19 protein-coding genes are annotated in these 20,131 nt (G+C 65.5%); 15 read left to right on the forward strand and 4 right to left on the reverse strand.

All coding sequences use genetic code 11. From position 1 onward, the window contains the following. Nucleotides 1-81 precede the first annotated feature (81 nt). Complete coding sequence (locus tag ACQP1G_RS10900) at nucleotides 82-1,485, forward strand: vWA domain-containing protein (RefSeq protein WP_433201760.1); 1,404 nt, start codon at nucleotides 82-84, stop codon at nucleotides 1,483-1,485. A gap of 177 nt (nucleotides 1,486-1,662) precedes the next feature. Here the strand turns inward: ACQP1G_RS10900 and ACQP1G_RS10905 are convergent, their stop codons facing one another. Continuing rightward, the gene (locus ACQP1G_RS10905; protein ID WP_433201763.1) at nucleotides 1,663-2,292 is read right to left on the reverse strand and encodes a TetR/AcrR family transcriptional regulator; all 630 of its coding nucleotides are present in this window, start codon (nucleotides 2,290-2,292) and stop codon (nucleotides 1,663-1,665) included. Nucleotides 2,293-2,392: 100 nt separating this feature from the next. On the opposite strand from ACQP1G_RS10905, the gene ACQP1G_RS10910 reads away from it, so the two are divergent. The 3 genes from ACQP1G_RS10910 (at nucleotide 2,393) to ACQP1G_RS10920 (ending at nucleotide 4,315) form a co-directional block, all read left to right on the forward strand. Further along, nucleotides 2,393-2,857: a nitroreductase/quinone reductase family protein gene (locus tag ACQP1G_RS10910; RefSeq protein WP_433201766.1), complete on the forward strand. Its 465-nt coding sequence runs from the start codon at nucleotides 2,393-2,395 to the stop codon at nucleotides 2,855-2,857. A gap of 490 nt (nucleotides 2,858-3,347) precedes the next feature. Further along, complete coding sequence (locus ACQP1G_RS10915; protein ID WP_433201769.1) at nucleotides 3,348-3,905, forward strand: hypothetical protein; 558 nt, start codon at nucleotides 3,348-3,350, stop codon at nucleotides 3,903-3,905. Nucleotides 3,906-3,967: 62 nt separating this feature from the next. Then, complete coding sequence (locus ACQP1G_RS10920) at nucleotides 3,968-4,315, forward strand: hypothetical protein (RefSeq protein ID WP_433201772.1); 348 nt, start codon at nucleotides 3,968-3,970, stop codon at nucleotides 4,313-4,315. Nucleotides 4,316-4,369: 54 nt separating this feature from the next. On the opposite strand, the gene ACQP1G_RS10925 is transcribed toward ACQP1G_RS10920, so the two are convergent. Both ACQP1G_RS10925 and ACQP1G_RS10930 read right to left on the reverse strand, forming a co-directional pair. Continuing rightward, complete coding sequence (locus tag ACQP1G_RS10925) at nucleotides 4,370-5,389, reverse strand: Gfo/Idh/MocA family protein (RefSeq protein WP_433201775.1); 1,020 nt, start codon at nucleotides 5,387-5,389, stop codon at nucleotides 4,370-4,372. 73 nt (nucleotides 5,390-5,462) lie between these two features. Beyond that, complete coding sequence (locus tag ACQP1G_RS10930; RefSeq protein WP_433201778.1) at nucleotides 5,463-6,467, reverse strand: LacI family DNA-binding transcriptional regulator; 1,005 nt, start codon at nucleotides 6,465-6,467, stop codon at nucleotides 5,463-5,465. Nucleotides 6,468-6,760: 293 nt separating this feature from the next. On the opposite strand from ACQP1G_RS10930, the gene ACQP1G_RS10935 reads away from it, so the two are divergent. From ACQP1G_RS10935 to ACQP1G_RS10960, 6 genes are all read left to right on the forward strand, one after another. After that, the gene (locus tag ACQP1G_RS10935) at nucleotides 6,761-7,690 is read left to right on the forward strand and encodes a TIM barrel protein (protein ID WP_433208377.1); all 930 of its coding nucleotides are present in this window, start codon (nucleotides 6,761-6,763) and stop codon (nucleotides 7,688-7,690) included. A 10-nt stretch (nucleotides 7,691-7,700) separates the two neighbouring features. Beyond that, on the forward strand, nucleotides 7,701-8,708 hold the full coding sequence (locus ACQP1G_RS10940) for a sugar ABC transporter substrate-binding protein (protein ID WP_433201781.1): 1,008 nt from the start codon (nucleotides 7,701-7,703) through the stop codon (nucleotides 8,706-8,708). A gap of 13 nt (nucleotides 8,709-8,721) precedes the next feature. Beyond that, nucleotides 8,722-9,774: an ABC transporter permease gene (locus ACQP1G_RS10945; protein ID WP_433201784.1), complete on the forward strand. Its 1,053-nt coding sequence runs from the start codon at nucleotides 8,722-8,724 to the stop codon at nucleotides 9,772-9,774. 23 nt (nucleotides 9,775-9,797) lie between these two features. Further along, complete coding sequence (locus ACQP1G_RS10950; protein ID WP_433208380.1) at nucleotides 9,798-10,610, forward strand: ATP-binding cassette domain-containing protein; 813 nt, start codon at nucleotides 9,798-9,800, stop codon at nucleotides 10,608-10,610. A 109-nt stretch (nucleotides 10,611-10,719) separates the two neighbouring features. Then, nucleotides 10,720-12,561 (forward strand): 3D-(3,5/4)-trihydroxycyclohexane-1,2-dione acylhydrolase (decyclizing), encoded by a 1,842-nt coding sequence (gene iolD, locus ACQP1G_RS10955; RefSeq protein ID WP_433201786.1) that lies wholly within the window; start codon nucleotides 10,720-10,722, stop codon nucleotides 12,559-12,561. Between the two features lie 46 nt (nucleotides 12,562-12,607). Further along, nucleotides 12,608-13,003, forward strand: coding sequence for a VOC family protein (locus tag ACQP1G_RS10960; RefSeq protein WP_433201789.1), 396 nt, complete (start codon nucleotides 12,608-12,610; stop codon nucleotides 13,001-13,003). On the opposite strand, the gene ACQP1G_RS10965 is transcribed toward ACQP1G_RS10960, so the two are convergent. Further along, nucleotides 13,000-13,668, reverse strand: a complete 669-nt coding sequence (locus tag ACQP1G_RS10965; RefSeq protein WP_433201792.1) for a hypothetical protein — start codon at nucleotides 13,666-13,668, stop codon at nucleotides 13,000-13,002. The genes ACQP1G_RS10960 and ACQP1G_RS10965 overlap by 4 nt on opposite strands. Nucleotides 13,669-13,808: 140 nt before the next feature. On the opposite strand from ACQP1G_RS10965, the gene ACQP1G_RS10970 reads away from it, so the two are divergent. From ACQP1G_RS10970 to serA, 5 genes are all read left to right on the forward strand, one after another. Then, nucleotides 13,809-14,561, forward strand: coding sequence for a TetR/AcrR family transcriptional regulator (locus tag ACQP1G_RS10970; RefSeq protein WP_433201795.1), 753 nt, complete (start codon nucleotides 13,809-13,811; stop codon nucleotides 14,559-14,561). Between the two features lie 361 nt (nucleotides 14,562-14,922). Next, nucleotides 14,923-15,126, forward strand: coding sequence for a cold-shock protein (locus ACQP1G_RS10975; RefSeq protein WP_040693519.1), 204 nt, complete (start codon nucleotides 14,923-14,925; stop codon nucleotides 15,124-15,126). Between the two features lie 226 nt (nucleotides 15,127-15,352). Further along, complete coding sequence (locus ACQP1G_RS10980) at nucleotides 15,353-15,847, forward strand: winged helix-turn-helix transcriptional regulator (RefSeq protein ID WP_433201797.1); 495 nt, start codon at nucleotides 15,353-15,355, stop codon at nucleotides 15,845-15,847. 412 nt (nucleotides 15,848-16,259) lie between these two features. After that, entirely contained in the window at nucleotides 16,260-17,759 is a 1,500-nt protein-coding gene (locus tag ACQP1G_RS10985; RefSeq protein WP_433201800.1) for a hypothetical protein, read from the forward strand. Between the two features lie 702 nt (nucleotides 17,760-18,461). Further along, complete coding sequence (gene serA / locus ACQP1G_RS10990) at nucleotides 18,462-20,060, forward strand: phosphoglycerate dehydrogenase (RefSeq protein ID WP_433201803.1); 1,599 nt, start codon at nucleotides 18,462-18,464, stop codon at nucleotides 20,058-20,060. The last annotated feature ends 71 nt before the right edge of the window (nucleotides 20,061-20,131 follow it).

The following is a 20,131-nucleotide window of genomic DNA, read 5'->3' on the forward strand; positions in this document are numbered from 1 at the left end:
GGGATCCGCACTCTCTCGGGACAGCGACGACGAGTGCGGATCGTGGCAAGGGGTGTGGCTGGTGGGGGAGAGGGACGAGTCGTGACGTCACTCGCACGACGCAGCTCCGAGCAGCGTGCCGACACGATGACCGATCGCTTGGTCGAGTTCGTCGGATTATTGCGCGACCACGGAATCTCCGCGGGCCCGAGCGAAACCATCGACGCCGCCCAGGCAATGCTCGCGCTCGGCCTAGTCGACCGCAACCGCCTGCGCTCCGGTATGGCCGCCTGTCTGCTGCGCCGCAACGGCCAGCGCGCCGTCTTCGACCAGCTCTTCGATCTCTATTTCCTGACCGCCGAGCAACCGACAATGCCGTCGGCTTCCGAATCCATCGACGATCTGCGTGACCGCTTGGTGGACGCACTCGCCCAAGACGACCGCGCCGCCGTCACCGAACTCGCCCGGCAGGCCCTCACCGCACTGGGCGGCTACGGGGGAGTCGGCACCGGTGAGCCGTCGCGCCCGGTCACCACCGCATCGGGTGCGGGCTGGTCTTCCTATCTGACCATGAAATCCCTACGGCCAGAAGAACTTATCGAACGGATCGTCGCGGGCATCGGCGGTGACCTCGACACCACTGTGCGCACCATCGAGGCCGACCGCCGCCTACGTGAATTCCGGACCGCCGTCCAAACCGAGGCGCGCCTGCGCTCCGCCCAACTCCGCGGCACCGAATACATCGCCCGCCGCGGCGTCGAATCCAGCACCGACCAGGTCGACTTCCTCGGCGCCCGCGAACAAGACCTCGCCGAAATGCGCCGCCTGGTAAACCCTTTGGCCCGCAAACTGGCCACCCGACTCGCCGCTCGCCGTCGCAAGGCGGTGCGCGGCCAGATCGATATGCGCCGAACGCTGCGTCGCTCCATGGCAACCGGCGGAGTACCGATCGATCCGGTGCTGCGCGCCCGCAAACACGGCCGCCCCGATCTGGTCGTCCTCGCCGATCTATCCGGCTCCGTAACAGGTTTCGCCGAATTCACCCTGCAACTCGTGCAGGCGCTACAAGACCAATTCAGCAAGGTTCGCAGCTTCGGCTTCATCGATACCTGCGACGAAATCACCTCGCACTTCACCCCCGGCGAACCCCCAACCCCCGGTATGGCCGCACGAATCATCCGCGATACCAACGTCGCCCGCTTCGGTAGCAGCAACTACGGCGAGGCCCTCCAAGGCTTCGTCGACAACTATCTCGACGCCCTCGGCCCACGCACCTCCCTGCTGATCCTCGGTGACGCCCGCACCAACCGCACCGACCCGAATCTCACTGCCCTACAAGCAATGTCGGATCGCGCCAAGCATGCTTACTGGCTCAACCCCGAACCCGCCCGCTCCTGGTCCACCGGTGACTCTGCCGCACAGGTATACGCCGAGCGCATCACGATGCACGAATGTCGCAACGTGAAGCAGCTCGCCGAGGTAGTCGGCCGGCTATTGCCCGCCTGACAACCTTTGCGAGCGGCACTCGGCTGCCGGTGCGAAGCTCCGCGGTGTGCCGCTGGAAGGTCTCGACGACAGATTTTGTTTTGGGCAGCGTTACGAGCCGGCCGGGTGGGCGTGGGTGAGATGGGCAGGTCCGCGAACTGACTGAACCGTCGCTGGCGCGACGGCAACTCGGCGATCTCAGCTGAGGATCGGCAAAACCGTGTCGACAATGGATTCGGTTGTGGGCAGTGCCGCGACCACGTTGGCCGGGCTCAGATGACGCTGCAGCGCTCGTTGATGGGCCGCGCCTACCAAGAGCACAGCGACAGCTCGCAGATCCACCGATGCGGGCACGCGCTGGTCGGTACGCGGCATCGATAGGTGCGCGACGACAGCGTCGACCGCACGGTGCGGTCCGATATCCAACTCCCGACTGCGCTCCACGTACTTCGCGCGCAGCTCCGCATCCGATTGCACCGCGGCCATCACCGGAATGGCATCTAGAAAGAACCCCTCCAACGCCTCGACGAGCGCCACCAGCCCCGCCCGCAAACCGGGCTGTTCCTCGACCTCCCCGAGTACATCCTTCACCGGCCGCAGATGCCGTTGAATCACCGCCTGCAGCAACCCCATTCGATCCCCGAAGTGATAGAAGATGCTCGACTCGGCCACCCCCGCCCGCTTCGCCACCTCCTTCGTGGACAACCGCGCTACCCCCGCCTCCACCAATATCTCCTGCGCCGCGACCACAACCGATTCCCGCACCCCCGTGGAGGGCCGCCCCCGTCGTGCACGAGTCGACCGCGCACCATCCGCGGATGCCGCCACCGCAACCTCCTCTGCACACCGAATCAACACTTGCAGTATGCCCCACACAGTCGTATTTTCTGAGTGTCAACTCAGTAATTATCCGACCAGCGGAGGCATCATGTCCACCTCGACCAAAGCCCCCACCATCCAATCCCGCACCCAACGCATCGGCGACGCCATCGTCCGCACCATCCTCCGATCACGCCTGCACTCCCTACTGAGCAAGAGGCTCGTGATCGTCACCGTCTCCGGCCGCAAAACCGGCCGTGAATACGCCAACCCCGTCGGCTACGCCGAACACGAGGGCCACCTCCTGATCGGCACCGCCGCCACTTGGCGGCACAACCTCATCCCGGGCTTTCCCGTCCGAATCCGCCTCCGCGGCACCGACATCCAAGCCGACCACGAGGTCATCACCGACGAACCCCGCGCCGCCACCCTCTACCGCGAAATCCTCACCCAAAACCCCACCCACGGCCGCTTCGCCAAAATCCACCTGAACCCCGACGGCACCGTAAACCTGCCCGCCCTCCGCACCGCCCTATCCCACGGCACCGCCATAGTCCGCCTCCGCCCCCGGTAGCCCACCCATGATCTTCGCCGTCGCCCCACAACTACTCGGCCAACTGATCCACCTCCACCTCCACCGCCGCCGTGACAGCCGTAACGACCTGGCCGCGCAACCGGCTGCCCCAGCCCAGGGAGCAGCGCCTGGACCCGGTCGGCCGGGGCAGGTCGCTGAACCCGCCCGACCTTCTTCGCCGGCCGGATGTGCCACCGGTTGACGCTGGTCTGCTGTACGGCGAGCAGGGCTTCGGACTCATCGAGTGCCACCACGTTGTCCCACTTCATGTTTCAGGTGAGACGAAGACGAAGTTCGCCGACTTCATCCAGCTGCGCTCGAACTGTCACCGGATGAGCCACCGCCGCCCACGGTGGCTCAGTCCCGACGAGCTGCGGGCGATGCTACGCCCGCACCCTGCATGGTCCTGTGGCCAGCGGGCGGGTCCGAGATGTCATTCGACACGATGAACTCAGACCCGATTGTGCTGCCGCACAGGCAGAATCGAGCGGTGAGCCAAGTTGTTCAGCAGTTGGTGACCCTCGTTGGGGTTGTCCTCGGTGCAAGTGGGACGTTCGCAGCGACGACGATGACCGAGCGGGCCAAGTGGCGGCGGAGCCAAGACACGCGGTGGGACGATCGTCGTCTGAACGCATACATGGACTATGCGAACGCGTTGAAGGGGTATGTGCAGGTTTCTTTCCGGATGGCGGCGACTCAGGGGTATCCCATCGCCTCGGAGCCCATCGACATGGATGTAGGTGTCCAAGCGCTCACGGAAGCCAATGCTGATCGGAGTGTCCGATGGGAGGCGGTCCTGCTCCTGGGCTCTCCAGCGGCGGTGGAGGCTGGGAGAAGCTGGCACCAAGCGGCTTGGGGCTTCAGTTGGGCGGTCCGCAAGCGACAGATCGACGACACGGTATTTGTTGAACGGTACGAGGACATGGGGCGCAAGCGCGACCACTTCTATGCCTGTGCCAGGGCGGATCTCGGAGTAATCAGCGGTACGTTGCCGTCTGGGGACCGAGCGTGGTTGCCGCCGGCCGAAACCGCCCCACCGACACAGTGACCGATTGTCGGTTTGTGCGATTCCAGGCTGCCGAAGCGAACCGGCACGGCCGGTACCCGGGAGTGTTCGGGCTGGTAAACGGTTTGGCGCGGACAGGGCGGCTCAGTGCCGAGCAGGAGCGGTTTCGGCGGGCTGGGAATGATTGGTATAACGCGAATCTCATTGATCCCGGTGCTGTCGACTCGGCGGTCTATGACCGGGCCGTCCATCCCGGGGCTGCGGCGTGGTTCAAGTCTTCGGCGGTGGCGATGATCGGGCGGATTGGTGGATATTTGGCAATTCTCGATGCGCATGGGGTGAGGTGGGAACGGTTGGTGTCCCATGCGCCGGGGGAGATCGTCTATGACGATCCGCATCAGATCGTTGTTGTGCGAGCGCGGTCGAATGCGGATGGTGCCGTTGGACAGTGAGACGGCGGCAAATCGGCCGTGGCGCGGGTACGCGCTGTGGCCGGCGAGAGGAGGTCAGCGGCGGACTTCGTCCACTGTGACCGGGCGGCGGTCGCGGCGCGAAAGTTCGCATGCCTCAGCGATATAGAAGGCTTCGAGAGCGTCGGTGGGGGTGCAAGGGTTGGGGAGGTCGCCGGTTACCACGGAGAGGAAGGCCGCGAGTTCGTCGGTGTAGGCGCGGCGGAAGCGGTCCATGAAGCCGGGGTAGGCGGGCAACGAGGAAGGGATGTAGTCGGGTTCGACGGAGGTCAAGGGGGCGCGGTCGTCGAGGCCGACGATGGCGTTGCCGCGGGAGCCGAGGGCTTCGAGGCGGACGTCGTAGCCTGCGCCGTTGTAGCGGCTGAGGGAGACGGTGGCCAGGGTTCCGTCATCGAGCCGCAGCATTACGGCGGCGGTGTCGACATCGCCTGCGTCGGCGAAGAACTCTTCGCCTCGGTTGGCGCCGGTGGCGTAGACCTCGACGACTTCGCGGCCGGTTACCCAGCGGATGATGTCGAAATCGTGGACACCGCAGTCGCGGAACAGACCTCCGGAGCGGGGGATGTATTCGGCGGGCGGGGGTGCGGGGTCGAGGGTGGTGGCGCGCAAGGAGTGCAGCCAGCCGAGTGCACCGGAGGCGATGGCGGCGCGGGCGGCGCGGTAGCCCGCGTCGAAGCGCCGTTGGAAGCCGATTTGGACTGGGACGGAGGAGTTTTCGATGTGAGTGATGACGTCGAGGGTGCCTTGGATATCGGCAGCTACCGGCTTCTCGCAGAAGACGGGGATGCCCGCGTCCACGGCTCGGGTGATGAGTTCGGGGTGGGAATCGGTGGCGGTCGCGATGACGAGGCCGTCCAAGGGCGACGCGAGTAGGGCGTCGATATCGGTGACGGCTTCCACGCCGAGCTTCCCGGCGGCGGCGCGGGCGCGTTCGGCGTCGGCGTCCGCGACGATGACGGTGTCGACGCCTGGAAGGTGTTTCAGCGTCTCGGCATGGGAGGTGCCGATACGTCCGGTGCCTGCCAGGCCGACGGTGACGGTGTGTGCGGATGTCATCGGCTTTCCTCCTGGTGAAATTCGGACTAGCGGTGGGGTATTCGAGTGCAATACCGGGACGCATGGTCCCGGTTCAGTCGCGCGGTGCTGCGGTCGTCGCTCGAACGACGAGCGACGGTTCGAGACGGCGGCGCACCGGTTCGGTGCGACCATTGCGCAAGCGTTCGGTGAGCGCTTCGATTGCCAAGCGGCCCATCTGAATTCGGGGCTGGTCGATGGTGGTCAAGGAGACGTGGCGCAGCGCGGCCAGTGACGTGTTGTCGTAGCCGACGATCGAAACATCGTGCGGCACCGACAATCCGGCTTCTTCCAGCGCCGACATCGCGCCGACAGCGTTGAAGTCGTTGCTGCACACCAGTGCGGTGGGAAAGCTGTCGTGAGAGAACAGGTTCAGCAGCTTCTGAATCGCGGCAATGCCCGCCGAGTCGGTGTGCTCGCTCGCGATGATCATGGGTTCCAACCCATGTCGCGCCATCGCGTCGCGGTAGCCGCGACGACGCGAGGCCGAGGTGAAGGCACCGCCGCCGTCGAGATGCACGATCCGGCGGTGGCCGAGCGAGACCAGATGGTCTACGGCCAGTGTGGCACCGATCTCGCCATCGTCGGTGACGGTGTCGACCTCGGCAATGGTAGAGCTGCGCGAGACGAGGACGACCGGACACTTCTCGGCGGCGTCGCGGATGGCCGCGATGGGCAGTACGGGGGAGAGCAGGATGATGCCGCCGGGCCGGAAGGACAGCAGGCTCTCCAGCGCGGTGCGTTCACGGGCGGCGCTGCGGCGCCCGGTATTGAGGATCAGTTCCAGGCCCGCATCCTGCGCGGCCGCGTCCATACCCTCCACCACATCGGCGAAGAACGCATTGCGCAGGTCGGAGACCATGACGCCGACGATGTTCGAGGTCCGGCTGGCCAACGATCGCGCCATGATGTGCGGCTGGTAGCCGAGGTCTTTCGCGGCCTCGAGCACCGCGCGGCGGCGATGGTCGCTGACCTTGGGGGAGTTGCGCATGACCAGGGACACCAGCGCGCGTGAGACACCGGCGCGGGCGGCGACGTCCTCCATGGTTGGTCGCGCCATTTCGCCTCCGTTCCGTGTTCGCCGTGCTCGTGCAGTGTCGGACGTTACAAGGTTGGCGCGTCGTTATCAATAGAGCGCTCTAATTGGACATTTATCCCATCGTCGGTACGCCACATTTGTGCTGGAAGAAGAGATTTTCGCTGGTAATGGCGATATTAGAGCCATCGATGCAGTACTTGACACACTATGACCCACGTTACATAGTTGGAGCGCTCCAACACTGCGGAGCGCACAAGTCGATCGATACTGAAGGTCGGAGAGTCCCGATGAGTACTGCATCGCATAGCGATTCGATGAGGGGCGGTCGCCAGGTGGCGAGTGGGCCCGAACCTCTCTACCCGCTGCGCATCGCGGCCGCGCCGATCTCCTGGGGGGTCTGCGAAGTCCCCGGTTGGGGTCATGTGCTCGACGCACGGACTGTACTGACCGAGATGGTCGCCCTCGGTATTTCGGCCACAGAGCTCGGCCCACCCGGCTATCTACCGCGCGACCCCCTGGAATTGCGTTCGCTGCTCCAAGAATTCGGTGTCAGCGCCGTCGGAGGATTTCTCGCCCTCGCACTGCACCGCGACCCGGAGCAGGCGATCCGGGCCGCCCGCGAGAATGCGGCGCTGTTCGCCGCGACGGGCGCCGAGGTGATCGTCCTCGCGGCGGCGACCGGACTCGACGGATATGACACGCGCCCAGCACTTTCCGATGAAGAGTGGCGGACTCTGACCGAAACTGCCTCCGCGATACGGGATGTCGCCGCCGAATTCGGACTGCGCACCACCCTGCATCCACATGTCGGCACCTATGTCGAGAGCGAAGACGAAGTCGACCGCTTTCTCGCCGATTCCGACCTCGACCTGTGCCTGGATACCGGCCACCTGCTCATCGGCGGCACCGATCCGGTGCGCCTCGCGCAGCGCTACCCGGATCGCATCGGACATATCCACCTCAAAGATGTGCGCGATGCGATCGCCGACCGAGTACGCAGCGGCGCAATGGAATACAGCGACGCGGTCCGCCAGGGCATCTACGTGCCGCTCGGCGAGGGCGATATCGACATCGAGGCGCTGGTCCGCAGCGTGTACGCCGCCGGATACCGCGGCTGGTATGTCATCGAACAGGACACGGCGTTGCGCCCCGACGATTCGGCGGAGCTGCCGAGCCGGGATGCCGCCCGCAGTCTGACCCACCTCGCGGGCATCGGTTCCGCTCTCGCCTCCGCCCGAATCTAGATGGGAAGTGATGACAACGATGTCACTCGAAATACGCACGCCACGGTGGCGGCGAGCGCGCCGCCTGGCGCCGTGGCTGGCCGCGGCCACCATCCTCGCCGCGTGTAGCGGACCGGGCGCAGATGTTCCCGCGCCGACTCGATCCCCCGTCGCCCAAGGCAAATTGGGCTCGGTCGCGATGGTGACGCACGGCAGCCCCGGCGACGCCTTCTGGAATGTCGTCAAGAACGGTGCGGAGGCGGCGGGCAAGGATCTCGGCGTCCGCGTCGAGTACAACTCCTCCGGCGATCCGGGCCAGCAGGCCAAACTCATCGATAACGCGGTCGCGCAGGGTGTGGACGGTCTGGTCGTATCGATGGCGAATCCGGAAGCATTGCGGACCTCGATCGAAAAGGCCATCGCCGCAGGCATTCCGGTGGTGACCATCAACTCGGGCGAGAGCGAGAGCGCCAAATTCGGCGCCATCGGCCATGTGGGACAAAGTGAGACGCTGGCCGGGCAGGCTGCGGGCAAACGCCTCGCCGACGCGGGCCGCAAGAAGTTGCTGTGTGTGATCCACGAGGCGGGCAATATCGGCGCCAATCAGCGCTGTGATGGTGCGACCAAGGCCTTCGGCAACGGCACCACACTGCAGGTGGATATCAACAATCCCACCGACGCGCAGTCCCGCATCAAGGGCGCACTCGAGGCGGATCGGTCCATCGACGCAGTGCTGACGCTGAATTCACAGGTCGCGGCCCGCGCGGTCGACGGGGTGAAGGAATCGCAGTCGGCCGCGACGGTCGCGACCTTCGACCTGAACACCGATGTGGTCGAGGCGATTCGGGCGGGCAAGCTGCTGTTCGCGGTGGACCAGCAGCAATACGAGCAGGGCTATCTGCCGGTGGTGCTGCTACAGCTGTATCGGACGAACCTGAACTCGGTCGGTGGTGGCGCACCGGTGCAGACGGGTCCCGCCTTCGTCGACAAGAACAATGTCGAAGCCGTGGCCGCCCGTGTGGCACTGGGCATGCGCTGAAGGAGTGGATGAAATGACTATTGCCACAAAAACTTCCGAGGTCACACCCAGCAGCCGGTCGGAGGGCCCCTCGCTGTTCCAGCGATTGGTCGTACGACCTGAGATCGGCGCATTACTCGGCGCCGCACTGGTTTTCGTATTCTTCTCGATCATTACCGACCGGTTCCTCAGCTCGCTCGGCGTCGCGACCTGGCTGGACGATTCGTCCACGCTGGGCATCATGGCGGTCGCGGTGGCGCTGTTGATGATCGGCGGTGAATTCGATCTGTCGGCCGGAGTGATGACCGCCTCCACCGCGCTGGTCACTGCACTGCTCGCGGTGCACGCGGGCTGGAATGTCTGGCTGGCGCTGCTGGTTTCGCTGCTGTTCGCACTGACGGTCGGCGCGTTCAACGGGTGGCTGGTGATGCGTACCGGACTACCGAGTTTTATCGTCACCCTGGGAACGTTCCTCGCGCTGCAGGGCCTCAACCTCGGCGTGACCCGGTTGGTCACCGGAACCGTTCAGGTGTCCGGTATTCGGAGTGCCGACGGATACAACTCGGCCGGATGGGTCTTCGCATCGACGCTGAACATCGGTGACACTCACTTGCAGGCTTCGGTCGTCTGGTGGGTGGTGCTGACCGCGATCGCCGCACTTGTGCTGGTACGCACCAAGTTCGGCAACTGGATCTTCGCGGTGGGCGGTGCGCTGCCCAGCGCGCGGGCCGTCGGCGTCCCGGCGGACCGGACGAAGATCGTGCTCTTCATGACCACCGCCTTCGCGGGGTGGGTCGTCGGCTCCTGCAGCATCCTGCGGTTCTCCAGCGTGCAGGCGAATCAGGGTGTCGGGCTGGAACTGCACTACATCATCGCGGCGGTGGTCGGCGGCTGCCTGCTGACGGGTGGGTTCGGTTCGGCGATCGGTGCTGCGATCGGCGCGCTGATCTTCGGCATGGCGCGTCAGGGCATCGTCTTCGCCGGCTGGGACAGTGACTGGTTCATGCTGTTCCTCGGCGTGCTGTTGCTGGCGGCGGTGTTGGTCAACAACATTTTCAAGAAGCGAGCCGAAAGGGTACGCCGATGAATGCAGTATCGCGCAGCGATTCCATGGGGGACGGTGGCCGGGAGACGGGTGGGCACGGACCACTGATCGAAGCAATCGATATCGGCAAGAGCTACGGCGGTGTTGTCGCCTTGCGTGATGTTTCGACTGTGGTGAACGCGGGACAGGTCACCTGCATCCTCGGTGACAATGGCGCGGGCAAGTCGACGCTGATCAAAATTCTCGCCGGTGTGCACCAGCACGACCACGGTGAGCTGAAGATCGACGGGCAGACGATCCGATTGTCCTCGCCGCGAGCCGCTTTGGATCACGGGATCGCGACCGTGTACCAGGATCTCGCGGTGGTACCGCTGATGAGCGTATGGCGCAACTTCGTGCTCGGCTCCGAGCCGACCCTCGGATACGGTCCGCTGCGACTGCTCGACCGTCGCAAAGGCCGCGATATCGCACGACAGGCGCTGGTGGATATGGGGATCGAGATCCGCGATATGGAGCAGCCGGTCGGCACGCTCTCCGGCGGCCAACGTCAGTGCATCGCGATCGCCAGGGCGGTGCACTACGGGGCCAAGGTGCTCATCCTGGACGAGCCGACCGCCGCCCTCGGCGTGAAGCAGGCCGGTGTGGTGCTGAAATACGTTGTGCAGGCGCGAGATCGCGGGCTCGGCGTCATCCTGATCACCCACAACCCGCATCACGCCTTCCCGGTCGGTGATCGCTTCCTTCTGCTCAAACGCGGTGCAATGCTCGGCTCCTACGAGAAATCGGAAATCGACCTGCCGGAGCTGACCAGGCAGATGGCCGGTGGCGCCGAATTGGACGCACTGCAGCACGAATTGCAGCGCGTGGTCCTGCCGTGAACGCACGCGAGGTCCTGACGATCGGGCGGGTCGGCGTCGCTCTGCGTCCACAGCAGAGCGCCGTCGGTCTCGCCGCGACGTCGGACCCACGACCTCTAGGACGGTTCGGATGAAGTTGACGATGGCGCAGGCATTGGTCGGCTGGTTGGTCGCCCAGCACTCGGAGACCCTCGATGGTCGTGAAGTGCCCCTGTTCCCGGCTGTTTTCGCGATCTTCGGTCACGGCAATGTGCTCGGCCTCGGCACCGCTTTGCAGGAGCGCAGTGCCGAGATACCGGTCTGGCGCGGGCATACCGAGCAGGGGATGGCGTTGGCGGCGGTTGGGCTGGCGAAGGCCACACACCGTCGTCAGGTCGGGATAGCGACCTCCTCGATCGGCCCCGGCGCGCTGAATATGGTGACCGCGGCCGGTGTCGCCCACGCGAATCGTCTACCGCTGCTGTTGCTTCCGGGCGACACCTTCACCAGTCGAGCACCCGATCCGGTGCTGCAACAGGTCGAGCACTTCGGCGACCCCACGGTTACCGTCAACGACGCGTTCCGTGCGGTCAGCCGGTACTTCGACCGCATAACGCGCCCCGAACAATTGATCGCCACCCTGCCCCAAGCGGCCCGGGTACTGACCGATGCGGCCGATGCGGGACCCGTGACGCTCGCGCTGCCGCAGGACGTTCAAGCCGAGATCTATGACTTCCCCGAGGCCCTATTCGAGCCGGTCGTGCACCGAATCACACGTTCTCGCCCCGACTCCCGGATACTGGCCGAAGCCGCCGACGCGTTGCGGTCGGCGCATCGTCCGCTGTTGATCCTCGGCGGCGGTGTCCGCTACTCGGGTGCGGGCCGCCTGGTAATCGAATTCGCTGAGCGGCACGGCATTCCGATGACGGAGACGACGGCGGGCCGAACACTCGTGCCACATGACCACCCCTTGTACACCGGCCCGCTCGGTGTGACGGGCTCGGCGTCGGCCAATACCGCGGCCGCACAAGCGGATCTGGTGCTGGCCGTCGGCACTCGACTACAGGACTTCACCACGGCGTCCTGGACCGTCTTCGCTTCCGACGTCCGGCTGGTCACGATCAACGCGGCTCGATTCGACGCGGTGAAGCACGGCGCGCTCGCGGTTGTCGGCGACGCCGATGCGACGGTGCGGGAACTGGCGGCGCACCTGGCGAATTGGCGAGTCGACGCCGAATGGTCGGCCCGCGCGGCAGGACTCCGCACCACCTGGGATGCGCATATCGACACATTGCGTGCCCCGACACCGGGCGCCCCGAGCTACGCCCAAATCGTCGGCGTCGTCAACGAATTGAGCGCACCGGATGACTACGTCATGACTGCCTCGGGCGGCATGCCCGGCGAGCTGATCGGCGGCTGGCGCGCCACCGGCACCGTCCCCACCATGGATGTCGAGTACGGATTCTCCTGCATGGGTTACGAACTCGCCGGTGCCTGGGGCGCGGCCATGGCGCACGTGCACGGCCTGGTCACAACGATGCTCGGCGACGGCTCCTATCTGATGCTGAACTCCGAACTGTTCTCGGCCGCCTTCGCTGGCCACCGGTTCGTCGCGGTGGTCTGCGATAACGACGGGTATGCGGTGATCGCCCGGCTCCAGGAGGGCCAGGGCGGCGAACCGTTCAACAACTTCTATGCCGACTGTCGCACCAACCATCCCAGACCGCCCCGGGTCGATTTCGTCGGCCACGCTCGTTCCCTGGGCTGCGCCGTCTTCACCGCAACCGACCTGGCCGAGTTCCGCGGCGCGTATGCGCGGGCCCGCGCCGCTGCCCTCGGCGAGTCCCGACCGGCAGTCGTTGTCGTGCGCACGCAGCCGTCCGCCTGGACCGAAGCGGGAGCTTGGTGGGAGGTCGGAGTACCGGAACACATGTCCGGTCGCGCGGCCTACGACGAGTCGAAGTCGGGACAGGTGCGCTATCTGAAGGGCTGAGCCCGAATCGACCGGATCGAGGATATCGGCGGGGTAGCCTGCGTCCATGGCTGCCCTTGCCGATGCCGAGGTCGTCGCCTTCGCCCCGTCGCTGGATCTGGAACGATCGCGCCGGTTCTACGCCGATGTGCTGGATCTCGAGATCGTCGAGATGACGTCGTTCGCCTGCGTCGCGCGTGGCGGCGGCACCACCATCCGCATCGCGCGGGTGAACGACCTTGTCCCACAACCGTTCACCATCCTCGGCTGGGTGGTCCCCGATATCGCCGCGATCATCGCCGAACTGACCGCGCGTGGGGTGAAATTCCACCGCTACGAAGGCATGGACCAGGACGACGGCGGCGTGTGGACCACGCAGGGCGGCGACAAGATCGCATGGTTTCCCGATCCCGACGGCAACGTCTTCTCGCTCACCGAATTCGCGGTCGATACGACCGCCTAGGACACCCGCTGGACCGTGGCCACCGGGGTGCCCGCAGCAGCCGTGGGTCGCCGCACGGCCATGGTGATGCCGACCGCCAGAAGCCACAGCATCGTGAACCCGCCCACCGTCGCCGTCGTGCCCCACCCATTGGCCGCATAGAAATTCGCCGGTGTATTCCCGAAGAACAGTGACGGCACGAATACGACGTTGATCAGTGCGAGCATCCAGGCCGACCAGCCGATCCAATGCGACAGCACCGAGGTGCGCAAGACCGCAAGACCCGAGGCCGCCAAGAACAATCCCTCCAACAGCCGCGAAATCGTGCCGTACAGGATGTAGGTCCCGCTGACTGTGATGGTCGGATCGATCGGCTCCGGTGCCTGGATCACCGCGCCGACCTCGAGTCCGGTCCCGACGAATGCGACCGCCAACCACATCAGCCCGGCGGTCGCGGCCACCGTGCCCACCCATTCGTACGCGGTGTGCTTCAGCAGATAGCCGAATCCGGAAATGAATACGACGAGCAGGGTCAGGGCGGTGAGCCCGAACAGGCTGCGGGTCAACACATTCGAGTCCGGCGGGGCACCGTCGTAGACGAAGTACAGCGGCAGCTCGACCAGCATCAGCAGCGCGGCAATGAGTCCGGAGACACCGGCGACGCGGCGAATAACGTTGGCGTCCATATATTTTTCGCTTTCCGAGGGGATGGGTGCGGGAGTGCGGCGCTCGCCGGTTCAACACCCGCTCGGAGATAGTATACGACTTATACTATAAGGTCTATGTTAAAGTTCGCCGACTCTGTGACCAGCGAGATCGGAGGCCGGTGGCCGAACCGAAGATGCCCGACGAACTGATGCGGCTGTGGCGGCTGCCGACCGGACCACGCCTCGGTCGCCCCGCCGAGCTCGATGTCGACCGCGTCGTCGGCACCGCCGTGGCGCTGGCCGATCGGGACGGACTGTCGGGCGCGACCCTGCCGAAGATCGCGGCGGCATTGCACGTCACGCCCATGTCGCTGTACCGCTATATCGGCTCCAAGGACGAGTTGATCGTGCTGATGGCCGATCTCGGCTTCGGCCCAGCAACCGAACCGACAGGGCCGGACGGGGATTGGCGGACGCGGCTGCGCCGCTGGGCTCTGGCGCAGCGAGCGATCTTCCAGCGACGCCCCTGGCTGGCCGCGGTGCCCGTCGCCGGTCCGCCGCGCGGCCCGAACGCCATCGGATGGATGGACGCGGGCCTGCGCTGCCTGCGCGCTACGGATCTGGACTGGGCGGCCAAGGTCGGTGTCATCACGGTGGTCAGCGGCCACGTCCGGCGGGCATTCGTAGTGGCCAGTGAACTCGAAGCGGGCAGCCGCGCGGCGGGACTCGAACAAATACAGGTCGAGCGGGACTACGGCCGCGACCTCGTCGAGTTGGTCGATCCGGTGCGATTTCCCGATGCCGCGGGGCTATTCGCTGCGGATATCTGGGAGAGGCCGCCCGAGGATCCCGACGCGGATTTCACCTTCGGCCTCGAACTCGTCCTCGACGGCGTCGCCGCCGCGATCGACCGGACGCGCACGCAAAACTGAAAACCGACCAGTTAGTGCACGAGAAAGCGCGGTGTCGCGTATTTTCTTTACAACTTCTTAGGATCGATCCGAGGCGTCTGCCGACTATGGTTGCTGGGATCGCGGACGTGACCGTGTCGATAGCCAAAAGTGTGCGCTGACCGGCTGATCTGCGCTCCGAGGCAACACTGTAGCCGGGGTAGCCAGCGCTGCACAACAGGTGTTGCGGCCGCAGCCGCAGCCCTGCATCGACGTCGGCTTGCTCACAGTCACCACTGCTGGATGTGGCCGAATTCGTCGGATGATGGCATTGTTGATCGAGAGATCGGGCTCATCGAAGTGATCTGCTCGACTCATCAACAGGAAGTAAGAAGTAAAGAACATGGCTCAAGGCAGTGTGAAGTGGTTCAACAGCGAGAAGGGCTTCGGCTTTATCGCTCAAGACGGAGGCGGCCCTGACGTCTTCGTGCATTACTCGGCCGTTTCCGGCTCGGGTTTCCGGTCCCTCGAAGAGGGCCAGCGCGTGGAGTTCGAGATCGGCCAGGGCCAGAAGGGTCCGCAGGCCCAGGACGTCCGCGCTATCTGATCAAGCGTGACTTAGGAGGCTCGCACCCGGCAGGGGGTGCGGGCCTCTCGTCGTTTCGGGGGATAATTCATACGGTCTTGGTGAACGTCACATGTGTGACCACGGGGGAGTGCAGCACCGAGTCTCTCAGTTTCCTGATCTGCTTGTATTTTGCAATCGCTTGTCGGACGGCGTAGCCGCGACTGGTTGTAGAATGCAAGCGGTAGTTCGATAGAGGGAGCATCAGATGCGCGACGAGGGACGTTCGGGCTGCCCGATCAACGCGACCATCGAGGTGATCGGCGATCGGTGGACGCTGCTGGTACTGCGCGACGTGATGTTCGGAAACCGTCGCCACTTCCGCGAGCTGCTGGCCGGATCGGAGGAGGGCATCGCGTCCAACATCCTGTCCGACCGGCTCAAGCGCCTGGTCGCGGCCGGACTGCTCAGCCGTGAGGACACCCGTCCCGGGCGGAAGGCCGAGTACCGGCTGACCGAGCCCGCGATCCAATTGGTGCCGATCATGGCGCAGCTGGGCGCGTGGGGGTTGCGGCATCGGCCGACGACCAAGCGCCTGCGCGTACGCGCAGAACTGCTGGAGGAAGGCGGGCCGCAGCTCTGGGCCGAGTTCATGGACGAGCTGCGCGAGTCGCACCTCGGGATTTCCCGCCCCGATCCCGACGCCCCGACCGCGACCGAGCGGTTGGCACGCGCCTATGCCGCCGCGGTCGCTGAAGCGTGATGCGGACCTGCTCCTCGCGCCTTGGCTCCGGCCGCGCCGCCTGCCGACGGCGCTGACGAGTCCTATTGCGCTACAGCTCATCTCCGACGGCCAGGACTTCCTGGCGACAGGTAGGTATCCATAGCGCGACATAGACGAACCGGCAGTCGTAATCCGAGTCGGGTGAGGGAAATCCCAAGCCCGGCTGCCGCTTTCGATGGCCAGGCGCACCGACACCCGATGCGTGTGCTCGACCCGATCGAGCTCGGCATCGATGGACCCGACCACCGTCGGGTCCATCGATGCGGGAATCGCGCCCAGGGACATGGTCGGTGATAGTAGTTCGGCTCGGATACGGCGGACCATCGGTCTTCTCAGCGCCGGATAACTGAGGTCGTGCGGTCGGCGCATCGGGTGTGTGACGATGTGTGCCGTGCCGGACTGGACCTATCACCCGTTGCGTCCAATCGCGAATGCCCTGGTCGGGGAGCATCGCGCGCAACGAATGGCATTGCGGTTGCTGGCGGGTCTGGTCGCGCTGCCCCAAGGTGGGCGGGTGATTTCACGGGTGTTCGATCATCCTGCGCTGCCCGCCGAGTGGGTCGAGCGGTTCGGTGCGACGGTTCCGGTCGAAGTCGTGCGGGACGCCATCCGGGTGCTGCCGGTGCAGGGCGCCGGAGTCGTCGAGGTCGGGCCGGTGGGTCGTGCGGATATCGCGGCGGTGTGCGCTGCGGCCCTTGATCGCCGGTGTCGCGTGGTCGCGCTGGTCACCGATCCCGAGGTGGGCGCTGAGCTGGAACCCCATGTGGACCAAGTGATCATCGATGCGCCTGCTGATCGGCACTATCTGACCGAGCCCGATATTGCCGCTGCGGTGACGGCACTGGCCGATCCCACCCGCACCGTGTTGGCCACACCGGAGGTACTGATCGCCGCGGGCCCGAATTGGTTCAACCGCGTCATCGAGGCCGCGCAACCGGCCACTCCACCGCCACCGACCCTGCGCGACGTCCCGCTCGATCCGCGGCGCTGGCCCGCCTGGTTGTGGGGTGTGCTGGTCGGCATCGGGATGATCGTCGCCGGAATCGGCGCGGCGGCCATCACCTTGGGCCCGGTATTGCTCTGGTACGACCGCGACTACCTCGGCACCGATGTCGAAGGGCTGCACCGGATCAACCACCACCTGGTGCACTTTCTGCAGCACGACCGGATCACCATGGCGGGCAATATGATCGCCATCGGCGTGCTCTACACGGGCCTGGCCTGGGGTGGCATCCGGCTGGGCCGGGTATGGGCGCGCAACGCGTATCTCCTGTCCGGGCTGATCGGATTTCCGACCCTGTTCTACTTCCTGGTGATCGGTTTCGTCGAGCCGCTGCACGTGTTGGCGGCAGTGGTGCTGTTCCCGATGTTCCTGCTCGCCGTGTGGCACAAGCCGACAACGCGGCATTGGACGGTGCCGCCGCAGTGCCCGGAGCGGGTGCGTCGCCGCGCGCTGGTCGGTCAGTTGGTGATGATCGCCACGGGGGTGGGGGTATTCATCGGCGGTGTCGTCATCTCGACCGTTGGACTCACCTTCGTCTTCGTGCCGACCGATCTGCGGTTCCTGGACACCGACGCCGCCACGCTGAGGGCCGCGAACTCGCACCTACTGCCGTTCGTCGCCCACGACCGTGCGGGATTCGGCGGCGCGCTGATGGCCACGGCGGTGGCGATCGTGCTGCTGGGCCTGTGGGGCTGGCGGCAGGGCGAGGCGTGGGTGTGGTGGACGTTGCTCGGTGCGACCGTCGCCGGATCGGCCAGTGCGCTGGTTATCCACTTCTTCATCCACTACACCGCCTTCATCCATCTGCTGCCGGTCTATTTCGGTAGCGCCGCGCTTGCTGTCGCGTTGATGCTGGGGCGGCCGTATCTGATGTATCGCGCCGACTAATACCGCTGCCGCGCAAATCGGTTGCGGAACCGTCGGATATGTCCGGAGGTTGCCGCAGGTTGCTCTGGTTCATCTGGCCTATCTCGGATAGGTCTCGGACGGGTTTGAAACATTCTCTTAGAGAGCTCTTAGGGGGCATCTTTTGCGGAGCTAATTATGGTTCGAAAAAGCATCCCTGACCTGCAAGTAGCTAGATTCGACCTGCTCAGGACCATCATGGACGGTTGTCCAGGTCACAATGAAAAGCGTTCTGTAGTCTGCGTCACTATCCGGCCCAAATCTGTAACCGGATTTGTTCGGGCGCCGATGTGCCGTGTGTCAGCCAGTTCGACTGGATTCGTTTTCGACGAAGAGGAAATTTCATGATCCCCGTTATCATCGACACCGGTTCCGCTGCCCTCAACGGCCTGTTCTCTACCGGTAGCGCTGCTCTGCACGGTATTCTCAACACCCTCTGGACGGGTTCGTTCGGCGGCTGATAGCGCTGTCTCGGTCGAATGATTTCGGCTGTATCCGCGCCGCTCGATTCGGCGTGGGACGTAGGGAAGGCCCCGCACCCGATGGTGCGGGGCCTTCCCCGTTTCCGGACACGACGATGGCACTGACGGCGGCTGCCTACCAGGGGGTAGGGCGCTGCGATTTCGCGCCCACTAAGCTGGTCGGCGGTAAATGCCGACCCCTTCCTCCCAGGAGTAACCCACCGTGAGCCAAGCAGGCCGTCCTGTTGTTCTGATTGCCGACAAGCTCGCCCAGTCGACCGTCGACGCGCTCGGTGACGGTGTCGAGGTTCGCTGGGTCGATGGCCCCGACCGCCCGGCGCTGCTCGCCGCGGTACCCGAGGCGGACGCGCTCCTCGTCCGCTCTGCGACCACCGTCGACGCCGAGGTGCTCGAGGCCGGGAAGAACCTGAAGATCGTCGCCCGCGCCGGTGTCGGCCTCGACAATGTCGATGTGCCCGCGGCCACCGAGCGCGGCGTCATGGTCGTCAACGCGCCCACCTCGAACATCCACACCGCCGCCGAGCATGCCGTCACCCTGCTGCTCGCCGCCGCCCGCCAGATCCCGGCCGCCGACGCCACCCTGCGCGAGCGCACCTGGGCGCGCAGCAAGTTCAACGGTGTCGAGATCTTCGACAAGACCGTCGGTGTTGTCGGCCTCGGCCGCATCGGCCAGCTGTTCGCCGCGCGCCTCGCCGCGTTCGAGACCAAGGTGATCGCGTACGACCCCTACGTCTCCCCGGCTCGCGCCGCCCAGCTCGGCATCGAACTGCTCAGCCTGGACGAACTGCTCGAGCGCGCCGACCTGATCTCGGTGCACCTGCCGAAGACCCCCGAGACCAAGGGCATTATCGGCAAGGAAGCCATCGCCAGGACCAAGCCGGGCGTCATCATCGTCAACGCCGCGCGCGGCGGGCTGGTCGACGAGCAGGCGCTCGCCAGCGCCATCAAGTCGGGTCACGTACGCGCCGCGGGCCTGGACGTATTCGACACCGAGCCGTGCACCGACAGCCCGCTGTTCGAGCTGCCGCAGGTCGTCGTGACCCCGCACCTCGGCGCGTCCACCTCGGAGGCGCAGGACCGGGCCGGTACCGATGTCGCCAAATCCGTGCTGCTCGCGCTCGCGGGTGAATTCGTGCCGGGCGCGGTGAACGTCACCGGTGGCACCGTCGGCGACGAGGTCGCGCCGTGGCTGGAGATCGTGCGCAAGCAGGGTCATCTGCTCGGTGCGGTGTCCGACGAGCTGCCGGTCAGCGTCGAGGTGCAGGTGCGCGGCGAGCTGGCCGCGCAAGATGTCGCGGTGCTGGAGCTTTCGGCGCTGCGCGGCATCTTCTCCGCACTCGTCGAGGACCAGGTCACCTTCGTCAATGCCCCCGCGCTGGCCAAGGACCGCGGTATCACCGCTGAGGTCACCAAGATCTCCGAGAGCCCGAGCCACCGCAGCGTCGTCGACCTGCGCGCGGTCTTCGGCGACGGCCGCACCCTGAATGTGGCCGGCACGCTGACCGAGCCGCAGCAGGTGCAGAAGATCGTCAACATCAACGGCCGCAACTACGACATGCGCGCCGAGGGCCTGAACCTGGCCGTACTGAACTACGACGACAGGCCGGGCGCGCTGGGCAAGATCGGCACCAAGCTCGGCGAGGCCGAGATCGACATCCTCGCCGCACAGCTGAGCCAGGATGTCGATAAGGAAGGCGCGACCGTTGTTCTGCGTGTGAACCGCGAAGTCTCGGCCGAGGTCCAGACCGCGATCGCGGAATCCGTCGGCGCCGCGAAGATCGTCCTGGTCGACCTGTTCTGATCGCACCTCCGGCGCCGCGCACATCTACCCGTGCGCGGCGCCGTCCCACCTGACACACCGCGCACGAATTG

The sequence above is a fragment of the Nocardia sp. CA-107356 genome (assembly GCF_050946365.1).
GTDB lineage: Bacteria > Actinomycetota > Actinomycetes > Mycobacteriales > Mycobacteriaceae > Nocardia.